We start from the raw sequence: 25,208 nt of genomic DNA, 5'->3' as shown, positions 1-25,208 counted from the left end.
TTCATCGTGCCGGACGCCATCTTTGATTCCTCTCGGCAGGGAGCAATCAATTGTTGCTTATATTGCAACGTATTAGTTTTTCGCTATTCCCTGGTTAGTTATTATTTATTTTTGCTATGGGAACTTCTCGCCAATACTCCTCGCCCCGTTACTCCCTGATTTAACGAGGAATTTGCGAGATGCTGAACGTACGTTTTCCCATGAAGACCCTGACGGCCGTGATGGCGCTGGGCCTTTCTGCCAGCAGTCTGGCACAGCAGGAAGTGATGACTCGCTCCAATGGTGCGCCGGTCGGCAACAACCAGAACTCCCTGACCGCCGGCCCGAACGGCCCGACACTCCTGCAGGACCACCACCTGCTGGAGAAGCTGGCGCACTTCGAGCGCGAGCGCATACCGGAGCGTGTCGTCCACGCTCGCGGTACCGGTGCCTACGGTGAGTTCCGTGCCACCGCGGACCTGACCGACCTGACCGTCGCGGCACCTTTCCAGGACAAGGGCCAGGTGACGCCGGTCTTCGTGCGCTTCTCCAGCGTGATCAACAGCAAGGGCTCGCCCGAGACCCTGCGCGACCCGCGTGGCTTCGCCGTCAAGTTCTACACCGAGCAGGGCAACTGGGACATCGTGGGCATCAACTTCCCGGTGTTCTTCATCCGCGATGCGATGAAGTTCCCGGACATGATCCATGCGCTGAAGCCGGACCCGCGTACCAACCTGCAGGACCCGAATCGCTACTTCGATTTCTTCAGTCACATCCCGGAAAGCACCAACATGCTGACCTATCTCTACTCGCCGCTGGGGATTCCGACCAGCCTGCGTGAGATGGATGGTTCCGGTGTGCATGCCTTCAAGTTCGTCAACGCCGAAGGCGACTGGAAGTACGTGAAGTTCACCTGGAAGTCGCGTCAGGGCAACCACGGCATGACCCCGGAAGAGGCGGCCAAGGTGCAGTCCACGGACTTCAACCACCTGACCGATGATCTCTACACCCATCTGGATTCCGGCGATGATCCTGTCTGGGATCTCTACATCCAGACCCTGGACCCGAGCAAGCTGAACAGCTTCGATTTCAATCCGCTCGATACCACCAAGATGTGGCCGGAAGACCTGATCCCGGCGCGCAAGGTCGGTGAGCTGACGCTGAATCGTACGCCGGACAACTTCTTCCAGGAAACCGAGCAGGCGGCCATGTCGCCGGCCAACCTGGTGCCGGGTGTCGAGCCGTCCGAAGACCGCATGCTGCAGGGGCGTCTGTTCGCCTACGCCGATGCCCAGCGTTATCGCCTGGGGGCCAACTTCATGCAGCTGCCGGTGAATGCGCCCAAGAATGAGGTGCACAACAACCACCAGGACGGCGCGGGTTACTCCAAGCCGCGTTCCGGCTCCATCAACTATCAGCCGAGCCGCAACGCCGACTCGCTGGTGGATGACAGCCAGTACGAGTACAAGCGCTACACCCTGAATGGCACCACCCAGCAGCAGCCGATCGGCAAGCAGCAGAACTTCGCTCAGGCCGGTGAGCTGTATCGCTCCTTCTCCGAGCAGGATCAGGACGCTCTGATCCAGGCGCTGGGGACTGACCTGAGCAAGGTCAAGAACGAGGAGATCCGCGAGATCATGGTCAGCCACTTCTACCAGGCCGACCACGAATATGGTGAGCGTCTGGCCAAGGTGGCGGACGTCGACATGGACGACGTGGAAGAGCTGATCGAGGACTGAGGCATCTGAGGCAGCGGGCTGACAGTAGAGCTCAGGAAGCAGTGCTCAGAAAGCAGAGCTTAGAAAGCAGAGCTCAGAAAGCAGAGCTCAGAAAGCAGAGCTCAGGAAGCAGAGCTCAGGAAGATAAGCGTGATGCGATCGCGATCAACCGCTGCTCGGAAATCCAAGGCCTGTTTCACCCGGCAGGGGAGCTTGCGCTCCTCTGCCGGCCGCAACACCAGAGCAATATCAGAGCATTATCAGAGAGGAGCGCAAGATGCACCATGCGATGCGAGCCACAGACCACCGCGGACCGCAACACGGCCTGGGCAGAAGATGGCTGGCGGTGTTGGCCAGTCTGCTGCTGATGGTCATGGCGGGTCAGGCTGTCGCGGCCGGCGACATTGATATCTTTGATGCCGCACGCGACGGCGACAATGCCGCGATCCAGGAATATGTTCAGCAGGGCGGTGACCTTTCCGTTACCAACTCGCGAAGCTATACGCCGTTCATTCTCGCGGCCTATTACGGGCATACCGACACCCTGGCGCTGCTGAAGACCGCTGGTGCTGATGCCTGTGCTCTGGATGAGAAGGGCAGCAATGCCTTCATGGGCGTAGCGTTTCGCGGCTTTGACGAGACAGCCAAGTGGCTGCTCGCCAATACCGACTGTGATGTGAATCATCGCAATTACAGTGGCCAGACGGCACTGATGATGGCGTCCCTGTTCGGCAACGAAGACATCATCAAGCAGCTGCTGCAGGCCGGTGCGGACCCCTCGATCAAGGATGCGCGTGGCAATACTGCGCAGTCATTGGCAGCGGCCCAGGGCCTGTCACGTATCGTGACGCTGGTGAAGTTCAATATGTGAGGCAAGGCGTGGCCAAGGCTGGCCGGTGAAGTCTGTTCGGGGAATCTATCGGCTGACAACGCAAATGGCTCACAGGCCTTCAGCGCCACGAACCTGACGTATCAATTCCGCACTCCATCAATTTTACGTTCTATCAATTTTACGTTCTATCAATTTTACGCTCTATCAATCTTGCGTTGCATCAATCTGACGTTTGGAAAATCGCAAGTTTGATAGATCTGACCTACCCATCAAAAAGACGAGAAGTGACATAATGAAAGCCATGAAAGTACTGTGTGTGACAGCTGCCCTGTGTGCTGCGAGCAATGCGGCGCTTGCCGACAATGGCGAAAGCGACACCCGTGTCCGTGAGGCATTGAGCGAGAGTCGTATCATGGGGCAGGCGCAGCCAGCCGAGCGTAGCACGCAATTTTATGTGGAAAGTGGCATGAGCGTGGCGGCAGGCAGAGTGCAGCATGCCTTGAGTGAAGAAGGCAGCCGCGGACATGCTCGCAAGTGGGCCATTGAAGACAAGAATCACGCGACGGATTTCGTGAATGATGCCGGCAAGAGTGTCCCTGCTACCCGCATCGAACATGCCTTGAGCGAGAGCGCCTGACAGCCGATATCACCTCCGGGATGGATGTGCGTGACACCCTGGTCGAGTCTTTCTGAGCGCTAGCTGCCAGCCTGCAATGATCAGCACGATACAATAACGTGAAGCCCGCCATTTGCGGAAAGACGCTTGACCACGACAATGTCATCTTGCGCCCGGAACCGGCAGGAACCCTTCAGCAAGGACTTTCATTGAATCACGCTTGCAATCGCTGATGCCCGAATGTCTTCCATCAGCGTGACTTAGCGGCCCAGAGTCCTTGCTCAAGCGCTCCTTGCGCCTATCTCGCTACCGACTGTGCCCCTCCACCTACCCCCAGTGCTGTGATCTGATCACTCCTTTACGCATCTCACCGAGAACATGCCATCCTTGCCCAGTGTCGCTCGGCGGATCTCGCCCTTGTGGGTATTCCACCAGGAGTAGGCCAATGTTCTGGCAAACGCTTTCGCCGGTGTGGCCTCCGTGCGGGTCCAGAATTCCGTGTACACCCCCTGGGTGATATACCAGCCCTTCCACTTGACGCCCGCCGGCCTGGCAGAAAAGCCGGTGAGGTTGATGCGTGCCTGATCAAAGGACCTCAACAGGGAGTCAGGTTGAGCCGCCTTGAGCGTGATGGCGATATCGTCATCGCCACGCCATCCCGTCGACTCGATATCCTTCTCCGCAATGCCAAGGGCGCGTTCCAGTGTCTTCCAGTCTTCATCCGAGGCGACTCTCCAGCCCACCGGGCACAGATTGCGTTCATCACTGACATCGTGCCAGTCATATAGACGGCCAAATGGCAGCAGATTGTCGGGATCGTCCTCGGGGATGAAGGCCGTCCTGATGGGAGAGCCATCCTGGTAGCGAGTCGTTCTGAGATTGTCGGCAAGCCAGGTCTGATCGCCGATCTTCACGGTGCGATAGAGATTGCCTTCACTGTCCTGAATGGACGTCTCCGGGTCATGCATTTGCTCGTAAAGGCTGTCGGCAAGCGAGAGGTTCGTGTGCAACATGAGGGCTCCTGCCAAGAATATTGCCGCGGTCATCGTTTCGACTCCCAGGGTGTCACTTCCCATTGGTACACAGCTTATGACTACGCGTCCCTGAAGATGGGCGGGAAGGGCGGTGGTCGGCAAAAGATCAGATTGACCAGCGAAACCGCGTTGCCTGCTCAGAGACTTGCCAGAGCCGGGTCATGGTGCGCTTATCGAGAACGAATTCCCCCAATTCACACTCGCCCACCGGACCGCCAAAATTCATGAGCCCTGTCGGGCCGTAGTAGGCTCGCTGCTTGAGGGGCTCCTCGGTGGCGCACATGACCTCCGGGTAAGCGCCTTTTTCTGCCGTCTGCGCCATTCCTGTCTTCACCATCAATGCCCAGCTGAGTCGAGTTGCCAGATTGGCGTTGTCTCGAATCAGTGAGGTGTTGGACGCGCCTGGATGGCAGACAAGGACTTTTACCTGGCGGTTGGCCGCCTCAATCCTGTCCTGCAATTCATAGGCGAACATCATCTGTGCCAGCTTGCTGTGGCTATAGACCTTGTTCGGGTGATAGTTGTGCTCCCAGTTCATGTCGTCGAACTGGATGGTTTTGAGGCCCATCTTGTGGCCTTCACTGGAGACCACGACGATTCGCCCGTGGGAGACATCGATGCGCTCGAACAGCAGCCCGCACAGCAGGAAATGCCCGTAATGATTCACGCCGAGCTGACTTTCGAAACCATCGACGGTGAGTTGCTGTCGGGAAACCTGAGCGATGGCGCCATTGCAGATGAGGGCATCGATCTGCGGGACCTTCTCCAGTACTTCCGCGGCCGCGCTGCGTACGCAGGCCAGCTCCGCCAGATCCATGCGGATATGCCTGACATTCGCCGCGGGGCCAAACTCCTCTTGCAGCGCCGCGATGGCGGTCTCTGATCTGGTCGGGTTGCGATTCAACATCACGACGCCCGCCCCCTTGCTCAGCAAAATGCGCGTCGCCTGAAAACCCGCGCCGCTGTTGGCGCCGGTGATGACATAGGTCTTGCCGACAAGCGAGCCGATTCTGTCCGGGGTCCAGCCCTTGGGGCCAAAGGGGGTATTGCGAGTCATGGTCATGATCCTGATATCAGGTGTGCGGCGGTTGCGCTCTGATCACGTCAGGGACGCGCATGACAGCTGCGTCTGGCTATCCGTGCGGTCGTGTCCTGCGAGCCTTGCGTGTCTTGCGCGGGTTTGCTGTAGAGGCACTATAGATATCGGGAAGGGTGATATATAGGCGCTTTAGTCGCTAAAAATTGCCTATTTGTATCAGGAGGGCGGGTTGCGATATTCGCGAACGGGCGTATTGGTAGCTGCGACAGGCAAGGCGAGTCACACCATGAGCAGCAGGCATGAAAATCCCGCCTTGAGGGACGGGATTTTCATGGAGCGGGATTTGAGGGAGAAGGCGCGATGACGACTAGTACTGCGCAGCGAGCCGTTGTGAGATCTGCGCTACCAGCCTCGGCAGCTCGCGCGCGTGGTGCATGCGCAATGCACCATGCGGCGTTTCATGGCCGTCGTCGTGGTGGGCGAAGTGGATGACCTGCATGCCGGCATCCAATCCTGCCTGTACCCCGACGATGGCGTCATCGATCACCACGCAATGTGAAGGCGCAAAGCCCATCTGCTCGGCGGCGAGCCGATAGATTCGCGGGTCCGGTTTCCACACTCCCAGGGTATAGGCACTGAAGATATGCCCATCGAAGAAGCGTGCCAGCCGCGTCGTGTCCAACGCCAGACGCACCTTGCGCTCGGGCCCATTGGACACCACGCCACAGGGATAGCCTTCAAGTTCCATCAAGGCGGCTGACATGCCGGGCATCGCTGTCAGGCGCGCCCTCATCAACTCTTCCAGCAGCGCTCGCATCTCCCGCTCCATGCGCAGTGTGGGCTCTTCTTCCAGAACGCCATGAGCTGCCTCCAGCGTGCGCACGATACTCATGAAACGCATGCCGCGAAACTCGTTCATATAGCGGTCGCTGGTAAACGGCAGACCATAGCGGGGCAGGGTGCTGGACATGGCCTCGGCGAGGAGGATTTCGCTATCAACCAGGGTGCCATCGGAATCAAACAGCAGGCAGAGTTCAGCCATCGATGCCTCTCGGGGGCGTCAGGAATGTGGGGTCTTCGACCTTAGCAGGTTCCCGCTGGCTGTCACCATGTCACGCAGGAAGAGTTGCCGAAAACGCGCATGGCAATGGGAAAAGGGGTGATAGGAATATGAGACATTCGGGAATAAGATGAGAATGCTTCTCGGTCATGTTTTTGTTGACAGTATCAACCATCTGTCAATATAGTTGACCTATACCAACCATATGGCGAGTGACGCATGAGTCAGACATCACTCAATGATGTGCTGCATCAACTGATGCATGTCTATCGCAGACAACTTCGTCTTGGCATCCAGCGCTACCAGCTTGATCTGCCAGTCACGCACATTCGGGTGCTGAAAGGCATCGGCCGTACCTCCGAGTGCACGGCGCACAAGATCGTGCAGCATCTGGGGCAGGACAAGGCACGCGTGACGCGGGTGCTCAATGAATTGATGACGGCGGGATTGATCGTCAAGACGGAAAATCCGCAGGACCGTCGCAGCCTGTTTCTCGCCCCTACCGAGGCGGGCCACGACATGCTCAAAGAGATCGAAGCCCTGGAACATGAGACCGCACAGCGGATGGCAGGAGACCTCAGCGATGAGGAGGTCGCCACATTCCTGAAGACGGCATCTGCCATGATCCACAATACCAGCGAGTGTGAAGCTCGCGATGCTGAACAACTTGAAGGCGTTTGCCAGAGGAGTGCGCAAGATGGGTAAGCCCGCAATGCGAGAGCTTGAAGTGATTCGTTCCACCCCGGTGACGGAGCATATGCTGCGCGTCACCCTGGGCGGTGAGAATATCGGCTCCATCCCCGAGGGGCAGGAGAGCGCCTATATCAAACTGGTGTTTCCGCGCGGGGAAGGCGAGCGCCCGATGATGCGCACCTATACCATTCGTCATCAGCGTGCGACCGAGATCGATGTCGATTTCGCGCTGCACGATCATGCCGGTCCGGCATCCTCCTGGGCCGCCAATGCGCAGCCGGGGGACCGCATCACCATCGGCGGCCCCGGCCCGAAGAAGCTGATCAACATGGAGGCCGACTGGTTCCTGCTGGCGGGTGACATGACGGCCTTGCCGGCGATCAGCGTCAATCTGGCCGAGCTACCGCTCCAGGCGCGCGGTCACGCTGTCATCGAGGTGACCAGTGACGCTGATATCCAGACACTGGAGCATCCGCCGGGGATCGAGTTGCATTGGCTGGTCAATCCACAGCCCGACCCGGAAGGGCGGCCGCTGCTGGAGAAAGTTGCCGCACTGCCTCGACAGGAAGGTCAGATCTCTGTCTGGGCGGCCTGTGAATTCGGCAGCATGCGGGCGCTGCGTGCTCACCTCAAGCAGGCCTACGAGATTCCCAAGTCCCACTTCTATGTCTCCAGCTACTGGAAGATCGGGCAGTCAGAAGACGGCCACAAGCTGGCCAAGCAGCAGGATGCCGAGGCGGAAGAGGCCAATTGATTCTTGCGTCAACCATGACCAGCGACTTGTCTCGCCATGAAAAATGCCCCACAGGCCAAGCCTGTGGGGCAATCTGACAGTCAACATGTTGCGAGCATCAGAGGACTGGGTCAGAAGCTGTAGCTGGCACCCAGGCGGATGTCGCGGCCCGGCTCCAGCATGCTGTCACCGCTGCTGAGCAGGTAGCTGCTGTGGTCGCTGTAACGCTTGTCGAATACGTTGTTGACCGCCAGTGTCAGCGTCAGGTCCTGATAGGAGGCGGGTGTCCACTGGGCGCGGATGTCGTGCGTCACATAGCCCGGCTTCTCCTCGTCGCCTTCTGCCACGCGCTCCAGGCGTTCCACCGCATTGAGGGTGTAGCCCAGGGTGACGTTGTGGTTCGGCAGGCGATACTGGTGATCCCAGGTCCACTTGTCGCCGGTGGAAGCACCGATGTTCATCTCGTCGCCCAGCGGGTCGCCATCGTTGTTCTTCATCACCACCTTGGCATAGCCCAGGCGTGTGTCGTAGCCGCCGACTCCCCAGTTCAGGCTGGCTTCATAGCCACGGCTCTCGACTTCGCCATCCAGGTTGTAGAGCACCGCCGGGTCACTGCCGCGATCATAGGCCTGATAGTTCTCGATATCGGTATGGAAGCCGGTCAGCGCGAAGCCGATACGATCTCCCTCCATCAGGGCATCTCGCTGATGCCAATCCAGACCGATTTCACGTTGACGCGCCTTCTCCGGCTCAAGCCCCTGTGCGATGGAGACTTCATCGCCGATCAGAATCACTTCCCGCGCCTTGGCGCCGCGAATGGCTTCGCCATAACCGGCATGCAGGGTCAGGTTGTCAGTCGCATCGACACTCAGAATCGCGTTGGGGGAGACCTCGCTGCCACTGACGCTGCCGGCCTCGCCGTAATCACTGTCGTAATCATCCAGGCGTGCACCGACGGACAGGGCCCACGGGCCCAGTGTCATGCGGTTCTGGGCGTAGACTCCCAGGTTGCGTGAAGTGTCTTCGTTGTTGGGGCCGGAGCTGCCGGCATCATCGGAACGACGGGTGTCCTGATCGTAGAAGTCCACACCAGTGGTCAGAGCATGTGCCACATCACCCGTCTTGAGACGGAAGGTGTTGCGCACATCCGCGCCGAATTCGCTGGAGCGGCTGGTGCTGCCCGCCTCGACACGATCCAGTTCCTGAGTGGTGTGGTAGAGGGTGGTCCTGGTGTCGATCAGATCATTGCCCGGATGCCAGGCATGATTGATGGTAAAGGTCTCACGCTCCATTTCCTGATAGGTCGGCTGCTGGCTGCTGAAGCTCGGCATGTGCGGACGCGTGAAATAGGTGCCGTGATCGGTAGTGCGTTCGGCACTGATGCGCAGGTCCTGATCATTGACGTCCAGCAGTGACATCTTGAGCAGATAGCCACGCTGCTGGCCTGCGGTCTGTTCCTGCTCACCGCCACCGCCAACTTCATAGTCATCGCTGTTGCGGCCGCTGACATACCCCATCAGGCCGAGATTTTCCCCCAGACGACCATAGAACGCCGTGGTGCCGGAGGTGGCGTCCGCCGCACTTTCGGTGCCGACGGAGACGCGTGCGCCCAGGTCCTGACCGGGCTTGAGCAGGTCCTGGGCATCCTTGGTCACGAAGCGAAGGCTGCCGCCTAGCGCGCCCGGGCCGTCATCGGCGGTCGCCGGACCTTTATCGACTTCCGCCTGCTTGAGCAGAGCCGGATCAATGGTCAATCGGCCGGTATGGTGGAAGAGGTAGCCGCCCTGACGCGCGCCATCGATGGTGACGTTCAGGTTGGTGTCTTCCAGACCGCGTACATAGACCTTCTGGCCGATGGCGATGCCGCCGCCGACACTGACGCCCGGTTCGGAGCGGAACAGGTCTTCCAGATCGCGTGCCTGACGCTGATCAATCTCTTCAGCGCTGATCACGACATTCCGTTCGAGGCGGTCTTCGCTGATGACGAGGGTGGACATGTCGTCGGCCGAGGCGTGGCCCGAGAGGCTCAGGGTCAACGCACTGGCGGAGAGGACGGCTGCGGTAAGCGGATGGAGGCGGAGATGCACGTGGATTCCCTTGCTTGAATAGTTATATCTTGCGGCTGGCAATGCTAATCGTTCTCAACAATGAATTGCAAGATTCTTGCACAGTTTTTGCCTGAAAGGTTTGCTGGCGTCGTATCGGGGAAGAAGGTCGCGATTGAGTTGCTCGCGCAAGGCATTGCCACGTGCAAGCCGATAGGGTGGTGGGTCAAGGGTAGCTGGACAAAGGGGGGCCGGGTATCGGTGCACTCTTGGTCGTGCTCGGTTATCGTGGCCAGTATCTCCCTCCCTTTTGGACCACCGTCACGTGAGGCACCAGAGTGGATCAAGCAGAAGCGCTGTACGAGGCCGTCAATCAGCTTATCCGTGTCCATCAGTTTCGCGACAGGGAAAGCATCTGCCATCACAACGTCTCCGTCGCTCAATGCTATGCGCTGGAGACGTTGGTCAAGCGCGGGCCGCTGAGACTGCAGGCGCTGGCAGACGAGATGTACCTCGACAAGAGCACGACTAGCCGGGTCGCCGACTCGCTGATCCGCAAGCATTACGTGCGCAAGATCGAAGATCCCAACGACCGGCGTGCCGTTGAGCTCTCGCTGACCCCGGAGGGCAGGGCGCTGTACCAGCAGATTCACGCCGAGCTGGTCGCGGAAGAAGCCTCCATGATCGAGGGCCTGTCGCCGGAGGTCGTCGAGGGCGCAGTGACGCTGCTCAACAAGCTGACCCTTGCCGCGCGACAGCGCCTGGGTGACTGATTGAGCGCCTGGGTAACTGTTTGAATGTCTGGGTGAGTGGATGAGCCACCCTCGCAAGTTCTCCTCGGGAGTAGACATTAGCGTGGAGTGATACTAGGTTTGTTGTTACTGACAACATATTGCTGCGAGAGACTGCCATGAGTCGTGATATCACAAGCTTGCCGGTGGCCATCATCGGCGCCGGGCCGATAGGGCTGAGCGCTGCCGTCAATCTGCTGGAGGCAGGGTTGGAGCCGATTCTCTTCGAGTCGGGCACACACGCAGGCGCCAACCTGGCCAGCTGGGGTCATGTGCGCATGTTCTCGCCCTGGTCATGGAATATCGACGCTTTAGCGGCTGAATTGCTGCAGGAACAGGGATGGCGTGCACCGGACGTCGCTGCCTATCCCACCGGGGCAGAGTTTCTCGACCGCTATGTCGCACCGCTCGCCGCGCACCCGTCGATCAGCTCGCGGCTGCATGTCGATAGCCGCGTCACCCATGTCAGTCGTCAACAGCATGATGTGCTGCGCAGTAGCGGTCGCGATGAGGCGCCCTTCGTGTTGCGCGTCGAGGGCCCTGACGGCCCGCGGGACGTACTGGCCCGCGCGGTGATCGATGCCTCCGGCACTTACCAGACCCCCAACTGGATCGGCGCGCATGGCATTCCCGCCATTGGTGAGCAAGCGGCGGCCGACGTCATCGCCTATGGCGTGCCGGACATCCGCGGTACACAAGCGGCTGAGTATGTCGGCAAGTCGGTGCTCGTGATCGGCAGCGGGCACTCGGCGCTGAATGCGCTGCAGGGCCTGATCGCGCTGGCAGACCACGCAGAGGGGATGCGAATCGTCTGGGGTGTTCGCTCCGCCGATATCGAGGAGGTCATCCGCCCGGCGCCCAATGATGAGCTGAAGGAACGCAAGGCGCTCGAACTGCGCATCAAGTCGCTGCTGGAGGAAGGGCGGATCGAGGTGGTGACCGAGCTCGCCGTCGAGGCAATCGATCACCAAGCGGGGCGCTGGGTCGTGAAAAGTGGCGAACACCGGCTGCCAGCGGTGGATCGCATCATCGCGGCCACCGGCTTCCGCCCCTCTCTGGGGTTGCTGTCTGAATTGCGCGTCTCGCTTGACCCCACGACACAGAGCCCTGTGAAGCTTGCGCCGCTGATCGACCCCAACCAGCACAGCTGTGGGTCGGTGCCGGAACACGGCGCTGCCGAACTGCTGCATGCCGAGCCAGGCTTGTTCATCCTCGGCATCAAGAGTTACGGCAGAGCGCCGACTTTCCTGATGCGCACCGGCTATCAGCAGGTCAGATCCGTGGTGGCCGCGCTAGCCAATCCTGCCGCCATTCGCCCGGCACCTGTCTGTAATGCGGCGGCTACCCGCAACACCTGTTCTGATCCCGCCTGATCGAGTGGTGGTGATCGATCAGTCCGCGCGACAGAGAGAACATGAAAATGCCCGTTACCTTCCGGTAACGGGCATGTTTCGTTCAGGCATGAGGCTTTCAGGTGGGCTTATTTGCGGGAGCTTGTGGCTGAGCTCATCCCCGGGAGCTAATGAATAAGCTCGTTCCCGGGGCCTTGTGGGAGGTTCAGCCCGTCGAACCTGCCTTCTCGGGGGCCGCCTGTTTCAACTGCACCGGCTTGCGGATACCAAGGAAGTAGACGAAGACCACCGTCAGCACGACGAAGAACAGGCTGTCCGGCGTGGTGAGGAAGGTCATCGGGTTGCCATTGGACAGTGTCAGCGCACGGCGCAGGAACTCTTCCAGATTCGGGCCGAGAATGAAGCCCAGCAGCAGCGTGATCACCGGATAATCATGCTTGCGCATCAGGTAGGCGACGATGCCCAGCACCAGCGTCATCATCATCTGGAACACGGAGTAGGTGGCCACGAAGCTGCCGACCACGGCCAGCAACGCGATGGCACCATAAAGTACGTCCTTGCGGATGGTGACGATGCGCAGGAAGTAGGGACCCATCAGATAGAGCGTCAGAGGAATCAGGATCAGGGCGCTGAACAGCAGCGAGGCCAGCATCGGCGCGATCAGTCCGGATTGTGACGCCATCAGTTGCGGCCCCGGCTGGATGCCGTTGATCACCAGTACGCCCAGCACGATGGCCGTGACCGGATCGCCCGGAATCCCGAAGGTCAGCATCGGCACCAGAGCGCCACCACAGACGGCATTGTTGGCACTTTCGGCAGCGGCGATGCCCTGGGGATTGCCCTTGCCGAAGCTTTCGGGCTTCTTCGAGGTGCGCACGGTTTCCACGTAGGCGAGAAAGCCGCCCATCGAACCGCCCGCGCCGGGCAGGGTGCCGACCATGTAGCCGATCAATGTCGACTTCAGGTAGCAGCCGATGCCGATCTCGCGAATGGCGCTCAGCGGCGGAATGAAATCACGACGTTTGAGCTGTTGGCTGGCCTTGAGCTGCTGGCGGATGGCGGCGTCCTTCTTGCGATTGCCGACCTGGATCAGCAGCTCGCTGATGGCGAAGGTACCGATGATGACGGGCATCAGGTCGATCCCGGCGGTCAGCTCACTGATGCCGAAGGTGAAGCGTGCCAGTGGTTGCATGGCGTCCAGCCCGACGGTCGCCAGCATCAGGCCCAGGCAGGCGGTGATGCCAGCCTTGCGGATGTTGCCGCGTTGAGCGACCACGATCACGATCAGCGCGAAGGCGATCAGAGCGCACTTGCCGGTGGTCTTGACCAGCAGTGAGGCCTCGGCGATGAACGGCGCCAGCACGATCAACAACAGCGCGCCGAGGCTGCCGCCGATCATCGAGCCGAAGGAAGCGTGGCCCAGTGCCAGCGCGCCTTCGCCACGTTGCTGCATGGGATAGCCTTCCAGTGCCGTCATCATCGAGGACGGCGCGCCGGGGATGTTGATGGTGGTGGCCGTGATGCTGCCACCACACATGCCGGCCATGTAGATGCTGGCACACGCCATCAGGGCGGTGGTGACATCGAGGCTGTAGGTCAGCGGCAGCAGCAGGGCGAGTGCCAATGTCGCGGTCAGTCCCGGGATGGCCGAGAAGATGGTGCCGATGACGAAGCCGGCGACCACATAGAACAGGATCACGGGGTCCAGCAGCAGCGCGAAGCTGGAAAATACCTGAGCGATGAATTCCATGGATCAGCCCCCGTTGCCCAGTCCGAGCGCTGAGAGATCCAGCGCAGGGAGATGGACGTTGAACAGTTGCTCGAAGAGCCCATAGCCCAGCGCGGAGATGGCGCAGGCGATCACTGCCTTGCTGACCCACTTGTCGCGCCCCGCGAACAGCAGCATCACGACGAAGACATAGAGTGCTGACGAAAGCAGGTAGCCCAGGTGCGAGAACGCCAGGATATAGAGTGCGGTCACCAGCATCAGGCGCAGCGCCGGTGAGAACAGCGCTGCGCTTGCATCGCCGTCCGTCGTGGAAGACTCCTTGGCGTCATCCGCTGCAACGCCGCGGCTGGCACGGTGCTGGCTGACCAGCTGAGCCACGCAGAGCACCAGGGCGATGATTCCAATGAGAGCGGGGAAGAACGAGGCCGTCAGGCGGCCATTGTCCAGTGGCGGCGTCATCTGGAAAGCACTGACCAGATAGAGCGCGCTGATGGCGGTCATGGCCAGCGTCAGCGGGGTTGCACCACTGATCAACCAGTGGCGTCGGGGAGGGGAAGCGGATGAAGACATGACAGAATTCCTTGGCGGCGCCTGTCGTCAGACGCCGCGTGACGATGGAGGTGAGATAGGTCAGTGATGGGCAGATGGCAGGGGCGCCAGAGAGACGCCCATGCCAGCGCATTCACAGACCGAGTTCATCCATGGCAGTGAAGGTCTTCTGTTGATAATCCTCGATCCAGGCATTGACCTCATCGGCCCCCAGCCAGCTGGGCGTGACGCCGACCCCCGTGATCCACTTCTGGAATTCCGGTGTCTCGTAGGCGCTGTGGTAGGCACTTTCCAGGGTGCTGACCACCTCATCCGGGGTGCCCTTTGGCACGGCCAGCACGATGAAGCTGCCGGTCTCGAGATTGCCGCCCAGTTCGCTCATCGGCGGGACTTCCGGGTAGGCCGGATTCTGTTCGGAAGAGAACTCGACAAGACCGTGGGCGTCGCCGGATTCCAGAATGCCGGAGAAGTCACCCAGGCTCGAGATGGCTCCGTCGATCTCGCCTGACAGCAGTGCCTCGGCCTCGGCGGTGGAAGAGCCCGGATAGCTGATGACATTGAACTCGACACCCGTGGCAGCTTCCAGACGGCGGACCGCCAGATAGGGGCCGGAGCCCTGCGGAGCCACCCCGATTCGCACGCTGCCGGGGTTCTCGCGAGCGGCCTCGATCAGCTGCTCATAGCTCTCGAAGCCGGACTGCTTGGATACCACGATGGCATCCGCTTCCTTGGTGATGCGGGCGAAGGGGATCATGCGGTCCAGCGAGTAGCCGGGCACCAGATTGCCGCGTGGCAGGGTGATGATGCTGTCATAGGTCATCACGCCGACGGTATGGCCGTCCGGACGCGCCTTGCTGAGTTGCATCAGGCCGGTGGCGGTGATGGCGCCCCCGATGTTCTCGACGTAGATCGATTTCGGCAGGTCCTGCTCGGCGAGATTGCTGATCTTGCGGCTGATGGCATCGGCACCGCCACCGGCCGGCCATGGCACGATCAGGCGAATGTCACGCACGGGATAGTCGGCCTGCACACCGGTGCTGACGAAGGGCGAGGCCGCAACCATGCCGGACAGGACCAGCGGAGCGAGCAAGGCCAGCAGTGGGCGACTGCGCCCCTTGCGGCTTGTGCGGGATGGCTGACTGTCGTGAGAGTTGGCGTGCACGTTGGCCTGACGGCTGTTGAGACGGCTATTCAGATGGGTCATGGCATGACTCCAGTGTTGTTATGGTTGTGGTCACTCGAGGCGCTTTGAGGCAGGAGGGATGGCGGACGACAGGTCGGCGTGGCCTGTCGTCCGGGGCCGCCGTGGACAAGACGGCGGCTGGCGAGCCGATTACTGCTTGGCGGCCATATAGCGTTCGAATTCTGCGCGTGCTTCGTCGGTCGGCGGATACAGGCCGATCACGGGAGTCCCGTTGCGCACCTTTTCCAGTACGTAATCCTCGAAATCTTCCATCTGACTGGCTTCTTCGGCGATCTCGTCGGCAAGTTCGAGCGGGATGACCATCACGCCATCGGCGTCGCCCACCAGCACGTCGCCCGGGAAGACCGGCACGCCGCCACAACCGATCGGCACCTGCAACTCTACCGCATGGTGCTTGGTCAGGTTGGTCGGGGCGCTGGGCTTGGCGCAGAAGATCGGCAGGTTCATCTCGGCGGCGGCGCCGGAATCCCGGATACCGGCGTCGGAGACGAAACCGGCACACTGACGATATTCCAGACGCGTCAGCAGGATGCTGCCGGCGCTGGCGGCCGAGGCGTCCTGACGACAATCAGACACCATGACATGCCCGGACGGAACGGTTTCCACCGCCAGGCGCTGCGGGTGCTTGGGGTCGCGGAAGGCGGCGACGGTGTCGATGTCTTCGCGTGCCGGGATATAACGCAGCGTGAAGGCCTGGCCCACCATATGGGTGGTTCTGTTGTTCATCTGCACCACGTTCTGGATGAAGGTGTTACGCAGGCCGCGCTTGAACAGCAGGGTGTGGAGAGAGGCGGTGGAGGCGCGCATCAAACGCTCACGGGTCACGGAGGAGAGCTCGGCGTAGCTGGGATGCTCTGTGGAGGTAATGGCAGTCATATGGCGTCCGTCGTCAGTATAGGTAGGGAGTCTCGGCTCTCGGCAACGTGCCTGGCCCAAGTGATCAGTCGACACGTGCGTCTGATCTGTTTTCGAGAGTCACTATAGGGGGGAAGGGATGACTGATCAAACAAATATTGACAACTTTTGATGAGCAATAAGTCTAGTATCGAGCGTCATGAATCGTGCCTTCAGAGCCAGATATCGACAGGGTATTGACGTCTCGACAGGAAAATCTGTCTGGCATCTCTCGTGATTTTTCGTATTGTTTGTTCTATATATCTCTGTTCTTGTTGCGATTTTTGTCAGAATTCTGCGGGTCGCCAGATGAGGGCTTCCGTTGTCTTGATCCGGCGTGATGATCCGTCTGTTTCGCGAGCCGACAGCCAGGTCCGCTTGTGTCGCGCTGCCAGCGACATAGGTCGCATGGTAGTGGCTGACACAAGTTGTCATATTTTGTCGGTAGGTGGTACTTGCCCCCTTTGACCATCAAGGAGATGACATGGAAGCGACATGGCGCTGGTTCGGTCCCGCGGACCCCATCACGCTCGAGGAAATCCGGCAGACAGGCGCGACAGGTATCGTCACGGCGTTGCATGAGATTCCCAATGGTGATGTCTGGCCATTGGACGCCATCCGAGAGCGCAAGGCGCAGATCGAGGCAGCTGGTCTACGCTGGTCGGTGGTCGAGAGCATCCCGGTACACGAGAGCATCAAGCAGGCCGCTGCGGGGCATGAGCGACATATCGCCAATTACCAGCAGTCGCTGCGCCATCTGGCGGAGTGCGGTATCACCACCGTGTGCTACAACTTCATGCCGGTACTGGACTGGACGCGCACCGACCTCGCCTGGCAGCTGCCGGAAGGGGGTACCGCCCTGCGCTTTGATCAGGATGCCTTCGCGGCCTTTGATCTCTATCTGCTGGAGCGCCCCGGTGCCGAGCGTGAATACACCAGCGAAGAGCAACAGGCTGCACGGCAGCATCTCGAGACGCTGGATGAGGTAGGTCGCGAGAAGTTGATCCGCACCATCATTGCAGGGCTGCCCGGTGCAGAGGAGGGCTACAGCCTGGCGGAATTTCGCGCCGCACTGGCAGCCTATGACGGAATTGACGCCGCGCGCCTGCGCCAGCATCTTGCCACCTTTCTCAAGGCCATCGTGCCGGTGGCGGAAGAGGTCGGCATCCGCCTGGCCATTCACCCCGATGATCCGCCACGGCCGATGTTCGGCTTGCCGCGCGTGGTCTCGAGCATGGTTGATGCTGATTGGCTGCTGGGTGTCGTACCCAGTCCGGCCAATGGCCTGACATTCTGTACCGGCTCCTACGGTGCCAACCCGGATATCGATCTCAGCATCATGGCGCGCCGCTTTGCCTCCCACATCCACTTCGCTCATCTCAGAGCCACCGGGCGTGACAGCGAGGACAAGCGCTCCTTCCATGAAGCACAACATCTCGAGGGGGATCTGGACATGGTGGAGATCATCCGTGTGCTGGTGGCAGAAGAGCGCCGCCGCCTGGCGTCTGGTGGAGCCCCCCTGCCGATGCGGCCGGACCATGGCCACCACATCCTGGACGATGCACGCCGCGAGACCCGCCCGGGGTACCCGCTGTATGGGCGCATGAAAGGGCTGGCGGAAATCCGTGGCCTCGAGATGGCGATCCAACGGTTGGCGACCTAGCGGCTGGCGATCCAACGGTTGGCGATTCAGCGGCTGGCGACCCAGCGGCTGGCCTGACGGCGGGTACGCGACCCAAGCATGAACACAAACACGAACGGCCACCCGCGGTCTTGAGATCGGGGCGGCCGTTCGTGTTTGCTGTAGTTCGGAATGTCTGCTGATTCAGATCTCAGAATTCAGATCTCAGATCTCAGATCTCAGAGCCAAGGGCCCAGCGTCTAGACGACCTCAGCCCTCAGCCCTCACTCTTCACTCCTCGACGATGTCGAAAGCCCCATTGGTGCGCACGTAGAGCAGGGTCTCGCCGTCGGCACCGGTGGTGATGTCATGGGTGATCTCGCCCTGAGAGCCGAAGTAGCTGCCGGTCGCCAGGCGCTGGCTGTCGTCCTTGCCTTCAGTCTCGTGGGTCAGGTCGCCCTTGATGACCACGGCGCGGAATTCGTCGGCGTGGCTTGTGATCTCACCGGAGAAGTCTGCCGGCAGTTTGACCAGGCGGCCGCTCAGCTGGCCGACGTCCGGGTTGCCCCACAGGAAGGCGGTCTTCGGGCCTTGCTCGGCGTCGTCGCTGCCCGGCAGGTTGATCCAGCGGATGTCGTTGGCATCCAGCCACACCATGTTGTTCTCTGCGACATTCAGTGGCTCTTCGTCATTGTGGAAGGCCTCGGATTCCGGCTGTACCAGATAGGGCCCTTCATTGATCTCGATGTAGGCCATGTTGACCTTGTCTCTGGCCGCGGTGATGTGGGATTCCCCTGCCGGCTGGATCCAGAACGAGCCTGCGGGCAGCCACTGCTCATCGGCGTTCTTGTCATCGTTGTGGACTTCGCCCTGGATGACCACGCCACGGTAGGTGATGTTGTGGATGTGGGGCGGTGAGGAGAAACCTTCGTTGAACTTCACCAGGAAACCTGAAGCGCCATCCTTGGTGCGGTCGCCCCACAGGTCGCCGGCGGCCGGGCTCTGGTCACCGCGCAACGGGTTCAGATAGCCCCAGTCGATGTCGGACTGCTGCACGACTTCACTGGTCGGTGCGAGCGTGGAGTGGTCATCGGCGTGGACGGTCATGCTGGCGAAGGCGACCGAGAGGCCGAGCAGAGCAAGGGAGACGGGACGTTTCATGGTGGCTGCCTATCTGTCTGATCATGGAAAGTAAGGGAAATCGCCGATGCGCTGGCGATCGACGTCGTGAATCCTGGAACGGGCAGGCAGCGGGATATAGCGGCAGATGGAGAAAAGACTTTCAATCAAAGCTTGATAATCAGCCGTTCATCCTGGGCGTGTTATCGGCGTCAGGCCCCGAGGCGATGCCATGGCATGCGGCGTGGCGCTCACCTTGAGGTGAGGAGAATTTCTCGATATTCCGAGACGTCAGGGGATTTTTGGCACTTGTTCGCGCATGCCTTCCAGCCCGGCCAGGTGGGTCGAAATGGCCAGGAACCAGATGCGAGCGGAAAACAGAGGGGTTGCGAGGCAACAGATTGGCAGTTCCGGACATTCCTCAAACAGTTTTCGGAATGTCCGGATTATGTGCCAGGTCAGACGAAATCGGGAGCGATCAGGCGCGGGATCGCCAGCACGAATTCCGGGAACAGGATCATCAACACGATCACGGCCAGCATCACACCCAGGTACAGCATGGTGGTCGCCATGGCCTTGAGCAGGGGAATGCCGCCGATCTTGGCGGAAATCATCAGACACAGGCCGTAGGGCGGCGTGATCAGGCCCAGGCCCAACGCCATGACGCCGATGACACCGAACTGCACGGGGTGCACGCCTGCCGCCATCGCCAGCGGATAGAAGATGGGGGCCATGATCGCCATGGCGGGCAGGGCATCCATGAAGGTGCCGATCACCAGCAGCACGATGGTCATCACGATGAGCAGCACGGTCGGGTCCGTGATGCTGACGCCCGCCATCAGCTTCGGCGGAATCTGATAGAAGCTGATCAGATAGCCGAAGATGGCCGCGCCCACCAGACTGAACAGCGACAGCGAGCACAGCCTGACGGTATCGGTGGAGGCATTGAGCAGCTTGGTGAGATCCAGCTCGCGATAGATCACGAAGCCCAGCACCAGCGCGTAGACCACCGCGATCACTGCGGCCTCGGTGGGCGTCACAATGCCCAGGGTGATGCCGCCGATGATCACGATCGGAATCCCCGAAGCCAGCAGGCCATCCTTGCCGGAACTGGCCAGTTCCTTGAAGGAGGCGCGCTTGCGCACCGGCACGTTGTAGCGACGCACGTAGCGGGTATTGAGCAGCAGCTGAGCCACGCCAATCATCACGCCGGGCAGAATGCCGCCAAGAAACAGGCCCGCGATCGAGGTGTTGGTCAGCGCACCCCAGACGATCATGTTGATCGACGGCGGGATGATGGTGCCCATCACGGAGGAGGCGGCGGTGACCGCGACGGCGAAGCTGACCGGATAGCCTTCTCGCTTCATGGCTGGAATCAGTACCGTGCCCACGCCGGCACTGTCAGCGGTGGAGGAGCCGGAGACCCCGGCGAACAGCATGCTGACCAGCACATTGACGTGAGCCAGCGCACCACGGAAGTGGCCGACCAGGCGCATGCACAGCGTGATCAGGCGGTCGGTGATCCTTGCGGCATTCATCAGGTTGCCTGCGAGCAGGAACAGCGGCACGGCCAGCAGCACGAAGGAATCCATGCCGTTGTACATGCGCTGGAACATGATCCAGTAGGTCAGGCGCGGGTCCAGCAGGATCAGCGTGGTCGCCGTCAGCACCAGTGCCATGGCGATGGGAATGCCGATCACGATCAATACGCCCAGCACGCCGAACAGCAGCCAGGGCATCAGGTAGAGCCAGTCCATTGGCATCATGGCAGTGTTCTCCGGTCAGTCACATCATGCGCATGGCCGGCGATGGCGGGAGACAGAACGGCCTGTGTCTCCTCCGGCGTCGCCAGTTCTTCCGCCTCGTTGGGCGTATTGAGTGCCGCCTCCATGGCGGTCATGCCGTACAACCAGGCATGCAAGAGTCGCTGCAGGCTGAACAGCACGATGAAGACGCCACTGACGGTGAACACCGAATAGACGTAGATCATCGACAGCCCCGAGGCCATGGCACTGCGGCGCAGGCCCGACAGCGCGAAGTCCTTGCCGTGGATGATGAACAACACCCCCAGCAGCAGGCAGGCGAGATCACGGATCCAGCGCGTGACGAGGTCGGCACGACTGCCACGAGGGAAGGCTTCGAGCACGAAGTGATCGGCATGCAGCACCCCGACGGCGGTGCCCAGCATCACCATCCACTGGAAGGCGAAGCGACTGAATTCCTCGGTCCAGAACAGGCGAGGCAGGAAGGCCAGGTTGCGACTGGCGATCTGATAGATGATGAAGACGATGAAGCTTGCCAGTAGCACCAGCAAGACGAGATAGAGCAGACGTTCGAGCGCCCGGTTGAGACGCGAGAGCCCTGTGAGCACAGAAGGCATGGCACTGTCCTCGAGAAGAGTGCGAGGGAAGGAGAGCGACGACACGAGAGTGATGACACGCGTCAGGGGCTGAGGAAGGTGGCGGGGTGCTCACCTGAAGCCAGAGATGGCACCAGGTGAGTACCCCGCCTGACATGCCTTACTTGACGGCGCGTACCTTGTCGTAGATGTCCTGCAGGCCCATCTCGGCGATCACTTCCTTGAGCGGCTCAGCGACGATCTCCTGCATGCGCTCACGGTCGATCTCATGCAGCTTGGCGCCCTGCTTCTCCAGCTCCGCGAGGGCTGCCGCGTCCTGTTCCAGCTGCACCTTGCGGGCGTAGGCCGCCGCTTCGTGCGCGGATTCCATCAATGTCTTCTGCTGCTGCTCATCCAGGTTGTCCCAGGACATCTTGGACATGGTCAGCAGGCGCACGGTGATGTCGTGCTCGGACAGCGCGATGTTGGGGGCGACTTCGTGGAAGCGCATGCGCAGTGTCCATTCCGGCTCATTGAGCAGGCCGTGGATCGCGCCCAGCTGGATGGCGGTGTAGATCTCCTTCCAGGCCACCACGCTCGGCTCGACCCCGAGTGCCTGCCAGGCGACGATCAATGGCTTGGTCGGATTGGTGCGCAGCTTGAGGCCCTTGAGGTCATCGAGTGAGGTGACCTCGCGCGAGCTGACGATGTGGCGCTTGCCGCCACCGAAATAGGCCAGCACCTTCACGTCGGTCTCGTCACTGATCTTCTGGGCGATTTCCTGGCCGACCTCGCCATCCAGCACCTTCTGCCAGTGATCGACATCGCGATACAGGAAGGGAATCGTGAACACGTTGGCCGTGGGCGAGAAATCCGTGATCAGCCCGGGGCTGACGATGGACATGTCCAGCGCGCCGGCCATCTGCTGCTCGAACATCTCGGTCTCATGGCCCAGCACCGAGTTGCCCATGATGGTCATGGTGATGTCGCCATCGGTCTTCTCGGCGAGCAGATCGCGCAGGCGCTCGGCGCCGAGCTGGTAGGCGGTATCTTCGGTGCCGGCGTGGCCGAAACGCAGCTCCATTGCCTGGGCACTGGCCGAGAAGCCGAGCGTAGCTCCCAGCAGGGTGCCGGTGGTGGCTGCGACGGCCAGGCCCTTGCTCAGCCCTCTGGACAGTCGGGCGCCCACCGGTGAGCGCTGGGAAATGGCAGGGGTGGACGTAGTTGGATTGATCCAATTCAGCATGATGGCGTTTTCCTTGGCGTTGTTTGTTGTTGTGCCTTGCGTCTTTGCGTCTTGCAGTCTTTCTGTCTTGCGCTTGCCAGACCGGCAGTCTCCAGACTGCCGGTCATGCTCGGGTGCTGTGCGGCCAGTCGATGCTCTCCAGGCATGACCCGCCGTTCAGAGAAAGCGTTGGCGTCAGTCTGGGCGAGGCGTCTCGACGATGGCGTCGTCAGGACTCCCGCAGGAGCGGCGAATCTTGAGTTCCGGCGGCATGATGACGCTTTCTCGCTCGCCGCCGGGATTGGCGATCCGTCGCAATGCCAGTCGCGCCGCCTGCTCCCCGATGGCGTAGGGGTGCGTGGCGATACTGGTCAGGGGCGGGTCGCCCAGTTCGGCTTCCTCGACGTCATCGGTGCCGATCACGGCACAGTCGCGACCGGGTTCCAGCCCCATCTGGCGCAGGCCCAGCATGGCACCGAAGGCCACGAGGTCGTTGTGGCAGACCACTGCCGTCGGGCGAGGGCTTTCCTGCATCAGGGTCTTGATCAGCTCATGGCCGACGCGCCGCGTCACGCCATTGCCGCGCACCAGGCGGCGATAGCTAAGGCCGTGATGATCCAGCGCGGCCTGATACCCCAGCCAGCGGTCATGACTGACCGAGTGGTCCGCGCCGCCGATGAAGGCGATGCGCTGATGGCCCAGGCTGACGAGGTGATTGACGGCCATCTCGGCCACGCGCCGGAAATCGGTGCCGGCATAATCGAAGGGCGGCGCGTCCAGATAGCGCATCACCTGGATGCAGGGCATGCCCCAGTCGGCCAGTTGATGGATCAGGTTCGGGTCCGAGTGTTCGGCGGGGCACAGCAGCAGGCCATCGACACGATGTTCACGCATGCGCTTGATGAAGCGCTGCTGGCGCTCAGGGGAATCCTCGCTGTTGGCGAGAAAAGACACATAGCCTTCCTGATGCAGGGCGGCATCGATCCCCGCGACCATGGAGCCGAAGAAGGGGTTGGCGATGTCATAGACCACCACGCCAAGGGTGGCGGTGCGGCTGCCGCGCATGGCGGCGGCGCCACGGTTGTAGACGTAGCCCAGCGCCTTGATGGAGTCCTGGACCTTCTCGCGGGTGCGTTTCGCCACCAGCGGGCTGTCGCGCAGCACCAGCGAGACCGTGCTGCGCGAGACCTTGGCGTGGGCCGCGATATCCTGGAGCGTGATGCTGCTCGAGGCGCTCTGAGATGACGAGACCTGCGATGACGAGACCTGCGATGACGGGACCTGCGATGACGGGGGCTGCGATGGCGCCGTGGCATCTGCCTTGGCCGGCGCTGTCGTGATGGGATCTTTCATGGCGTCTTCCCTGGGCGTTTTCTTGTTGTCATCCCGAACTCATGGCTGGGGCGGAGACGTTTTTTGGATGGTTCCAAATCCATGTCCAGAGCATAGAGCAATTCGCCCGCGCTCCCCTCAGCACTTTGGTCTGGCAGCCATGTGTCGAAGGGGCGGCGTCACAGGTCTGCCGGCCACCGGTCTACCGGCGCGTCCAGCTGGCTTCATTGACCGCACTCAGCGGCGATTTCCCCGCCAGTGCCAACAGCAGGTTGTCCAGCGCGCGCTGCGCCATGGCGCGGCGAGTCTCATGGGTGGCAGAGCCGATGTGCGGCAGCGCCACGACCTGAGGCAGGCGCGTCAGCGGTGAGCTTGCCGGCAGCGGTTCCTGCTCGAAGACGTCCAGTCCTGCACCGCGAATACCGCCACGCTCGAGACACTCGATCAAGGCGCTTTCATCTATGACACGCCCGCGGGCGATGTTGATCAGGATGGCGCTGGCGGGCATCAACTCCAGCTCGCGTCTGCCGATCAGACGCTCGGTCTGCTCGCTGAGCGGGACGGTGACGCAGACGAAATCGCTGGTCTTGAGCAAGGTGTCCAGTTCGACGCGGTTCACGTCAAGCTCTGACTCCAGCACAGGCTTGGGGGAGGCATTCGAGTACTGGACCCGCATGCCGAAGCCGAGTGCACCGCGTCGCGCGATCGCCGCGCCGATACGGCCCATGCCGATCATGCCCAGCGTCTTGCCGTGCACGTCCGTGCCGAACTGGGGCGGGGTGAGGCTTTGCGTCCATTGCCCCTCACGTACCATGTTGGCCAGCTCCACCGCGCGTCGTGCCGTGGCCATGATCAACAGGAAGCCGACATCGGCGGTCGTCTCGGTCAACACGTCCGGGGTATTGCACAGCAGGATGCCGCGCGCGTTCATCGCCTCCAGCGGGTAGTTGTCATAGCCCACCGAGACCGAGCAGATCACCCGCAGCGCGGGGGCGGCATCCAGTAGCGCTTCCGTGACCCTGTGTCCAGAGCAGATGAGTCCGTGGGCATCGTGCAGGGCATTGTGCAGTGCCGCATCCAGCGCCTCGGCGTTGTCATGCCCCTCCAGCAGCACGACGTCATGCTGCTGGCGAAGGATGGCCATCTGCTCATCATCCAGCGCCTTGAGGACCACGACCTTGAGGCGTGTCACGCCATCGTCGGCATCACTTGTCATATGGCTGGCACCTTGGGCTGAGTAGTGCTGTGCGTGCATCCTTGCTTCCTCGAGAGCGTAGGCTATCCGCTGACAGCCCTCGGCTGTCA

General features: G+C 61.0%; 22 protein-coding genes. 8 read left to right on the top strand and 14 right to left on the bottom strand.

Annotation, left to right across the window (positions count from 1 at the left end):
• Positions 1-179 precede the first annotated feature (179 nt).
• The 3 genes from F8A90_RS10830 to F8A90_RS10820 all read left to right on the top strand — a co-directional run bounded on the left by F8A90_RS10830 (position 180) and on the right by F8A90_RS10820 (position 3,166).
• A complete protein-coding gene (locus tag F8A90_RS10830; protein WP_325096915.1) occupies positions 180-1,718 on the top strand; it encodes a catalase in 1,539 nt (512 codons plus the stop codon).
• Between the two features lie 256 nt (positions 1,719-1,974).
• Entirely contained in the window at positions 1,975-2,568 is a 594-nt protein-coding gene (locus F8A90_RS10825; protein ID WP_200017141.1) for an ankyrin repeat domain-containing protein, read from the top strand.
• A 253-nt stretch (positions 2,569-2,821) separates the two neighbouring features.
• Entirely contained in the window at positions 2,822-3,166 is a 345-nt protein-coding gene (locus tag F8A90_RS10820) for a hypothetical protein (protein ID WP_191237272.1), read from the top strand.
• A 329-nt stretch (positions 3,167-3,495) separates the two neighbouring features.
• On the opposite strand, the gene F8A90_RS10815 is transcribed toward F8A90_RS10820, so the two are convergent.
• The 3 genes from F8A90_RS10815 to F8A90_RS10805 form a co-directional block, all read right to left on the bottom strand.
• Complete coding sequence (locus tag F8A90_RS10815; protein ID WP_200017140.1) at positions 3,496-4,158, bottom strand: fibrobacter succinogenes major paralogous domain-containing protein; 663 nt, start codon at positions 4,156-4,158, stop codon at positions 3,496-3,498.
• Between the two features lie 127 nt (positions 4,159-4,285).
• A complete protein-coding gene (locus tag F8A90_RS10810; protein WP_200017139.1) occupies positions 4,286-5,236 on the bottom strand; it encodes an SDR family oxidoreductase in 951 nt (316 codons plus the stop codon).
• 349 nt (positions 5,237-5,585) lie between these two features.
• Positions 5,586-6,260 carry an HAD family hydrolase gene (locus tag F8A90_RS10805; protein ID WP_200017138.1) on the bottom strand — a complete coding sequence of 225 codons (675 nt, stop codon included), beginning with the start codon at positions 6,258-6,260 and terminating at the stop codon, positions 5,586-5,588.
• A gap of 276 nt (positions 6,261-6,536) precedes the next feature.
• Between F8A90_RS10805 and F8A90_RS10800 the strand changes: the two genes are divergently transcribed.
• Positions 6,537-6,983 carry a MarR family winged helix-turn-helix transcriptional regulator gene (locus tag F8A90_RS10800; RefSeq protein WP_200017137.1) on the top strand — a complete coding sequence of 149 codons (447 nt, stop codon included), beginning with the start codon at positions 6,537-6,539 and terminating at the stop codon, positions 6,981-6,983.
• A complete protein-coding gene (locus F8A90_RS10795) occupies positions 6,976-7,725 on the top strand; it encodes a siderophore-interacting protein (protein ID WP_200017136.1) in 750 nt (249 codons plus the stop codon). Before F8A90_RS10800 ends, F8A90_RS10795 begins: the two co-directional genes overlap by 8 nt.
• A 110-nt stretch (positions 7,726-7,835) precedes the next feature.
• Here F8A90_RS10795 and F8A90_RS10790 read toward each other — a convergent pair whose 3' ends face one another.
• Positions 7,836-9,791, bottom strand: a complete 1,956-nt coding sequence (locus tag F8A90_RS10790; protein WP_200017135.1) for a TonB-dependent receptor domain-containing protein — start codon at positions 9,789-9,791, stop codon at positions 7,836-7,838.
• A gap of 296 nt (positions 9,792-10,087) precedes the next feature.
• On the opposite strand from F8A90_RS10790, the gene F8A90_RS10785 reads away from it, so the two are divergent.
• Positions 10,088-10,522, top strand: coding sequence for a MarR family winged helix-turn-helix transcriptional regulator (locus tag F8A90_RS10785; RefSeq protein ID WP_192839313.1), 435 nt, complete (start codon positions 10,088-10,090; stop codon positions 10,520-10,522).
• 137 nt (positions 10,523-10,659) lie between these two features.
• On the top strand, positions 10,660-11,913 hold the full coding sequence (locus F8A90_RS10780) for an NAD(P)-binding domain-containing protein (protein WP_200017134.1): 1,254 nt from the start codon (positions 10,660-10,662) through the stop codon (positions 11,911-11,913).
• A 184-nt stretch (positions 11,914-12,097) separates the two neighbouring features.
• Here F8A90_RS10780 and F8A90_RS10775 read toward each other — a convergent pair whose 3' ends face one another.
• From F8A90_RS10775 to F8A90_RS10760, 4 genes are all read right to left on the bottom strand, one after another.
• The gene (locus F8A90_RS10775) at positions 12,098-13,642 is read right to left on the bottom strand and encodes a tripartite tricarboxylate transporter permease (RefSeq protein ID WP_200017133.1); all 1,545 of its coding nucleotides are present in this window, start codon (positions 13,640-13,642) and stop codon (positions 12,098-12,100) included.
• Positions 13,643-13,645: 3 nt separating this feature from the next.
• Positions 13,646-14,191, bottom strand: a complete 546-nt coding sequence (locus F8A90_RS10770) for a tripartite tricarboxylate transporter TctB family protein (RefSeq protein WP_200017132.1) — start codon at positions 14,189-14,191, stop codon at positions 13,646-13,648.
• A 112-nt stretch (positions 14,192-14,303) separates the two neighbouring features.
• Positions 14,304-15,374: a Bug family tripartite tricarboxylate transporter substrate binding protein gene (locus tag F8A90_RS10765; RefSeq protein ID WP_233593285.1), complete on the bottom strand. Its 1,071-nt coding sequence runs from the start codon at positions 15,372-15,374 to the stop codon at positions 14,304-14,306.
• Positions 15,375-15,503: 129 nt separating this feature from the next.
• Positions 15,504-16,250, bottom strand: a complete 747-nt coding sequence (locus F8A90_RS10760) for a ribonuclease activity regulator RraA (RefSeq protein ID WP_200017131.1) — start codon at positions 16,248-16,250, stop codon at positions 15,504-15,506.
• Positions 16,251-16,752: 502 nt separating this feature from the next.
• Between F8A90_RS10760 and uxuA the strand changes: the two genes are divergently transcribed.
• Complete coding sequence (gene uxuA / locus F8A90_RS10755; RefSeq protein ID WP_200017130.1) at positions 16,753-17,931, top strand: mannonate dehydratase; 1,179 nt, start codon at positions 16,753-16,755, stop codon at positions 17,929-17,931.
• A gap of 249 nt (positions 17,932-18,180) precedes the next feature.
• Here the strand turns inward: uxuA and F8A90_RS10750 are convergent, their stop codons facing one another.
• The 6 genes from F8A90_RS10750 to F8A90_RS10725 all read right to left on the bottom strand — a co-directional run bounded on the left by F8A90_RS10750 (position 18,181) and on the right by F8A90_RS10725 (position 25,119).
• A complete protein-coding gene (locus F8A90_RS10750; RefSeq protein WP_200017129.1) occupies positions 18,181-19,050 on the bottom strand; it encodes a DUF4437 domain-containing protein in 870 nt (289 codons plus the stop codon).
• Between the two features lie 416 nt (positions 19,051-19,466).
• Positions 19,467-20,774 carry a TRAP transporter large permease gene (locus F8A90_RS10745; protein ID WP_191237251.1) on the bottom strand — a complete coding sequence of 436 codons (1,308 nt, stop codon included), beginning with the start codon at positions 20,772-20,774 and terminating at the stop codon, positions 19,467-19,469.
• Positions 20,771-21,388: a TRAP transporter small permease gene (locus tag F8A90_RS10740; protein WP_200017128.1), complete on the bottom strand. Its 618-nt coding sequence runs from the start codon at positions 21,386-21,388 to the stop codon at positions 20,771-20,773. The genes F8A90_RS10745 and F8A90_RS10740 overlap by 4 nt, the downstream gene beginning before the upstream one ends.
• A gap of 139 nt (positions 21,389-21,527) precedes the next feature.
• Complete coding sequence (locus F8A90_RS10735) at positions 21,528-22,592, bottom strand: TRAP transporter substrate-binding protein (protein ID WP_200017127.1); 1,065 nt, start codon at positions 22,590-22,592, stop codon at positions 21,528-21,530.
• A 174-nt stretch (positions 22,593-22,766) separates the two neighbouring features.
• Entirely contained in the window at positions 22,767-23,924 is a 1,158-nt protein-coding gene (locus tag F8A90_RS10730; protein WP_200017126.1) for a LacI family DNA-binding transcriptional regulator, read from the bottom strand.
• Between the two features lie 181 nt (positions 23,925-24,105).
• Positions 24,106-25,119, bottom strand: a complete 1,014-nt coding sequence (locus F8A90_RS10725; protein WP_200017125.1) for a 2-hydroxyacid dehydrogenase — start codon at positions 25,117-25,119, stop codon at positions 24,106-24,108.
• Between the last annotated feature and the right edge of the window lie 89 nt (positions 25,120-25,208).

Source organism: Cobetia sp. cqz5-12 (assembly GCF_016495405.1).
Taxonomy (GTDB): domain Bacteria; phylum Pseudomonadota; class Gammaproteobacteria; order Pseudomonadales; family Halomonadaceae; genus Cobetia.
Note: the sequence above shows the minus strand (reverse complement) of the source record. Positions and strands in the feature narration are given on the sequence as shown.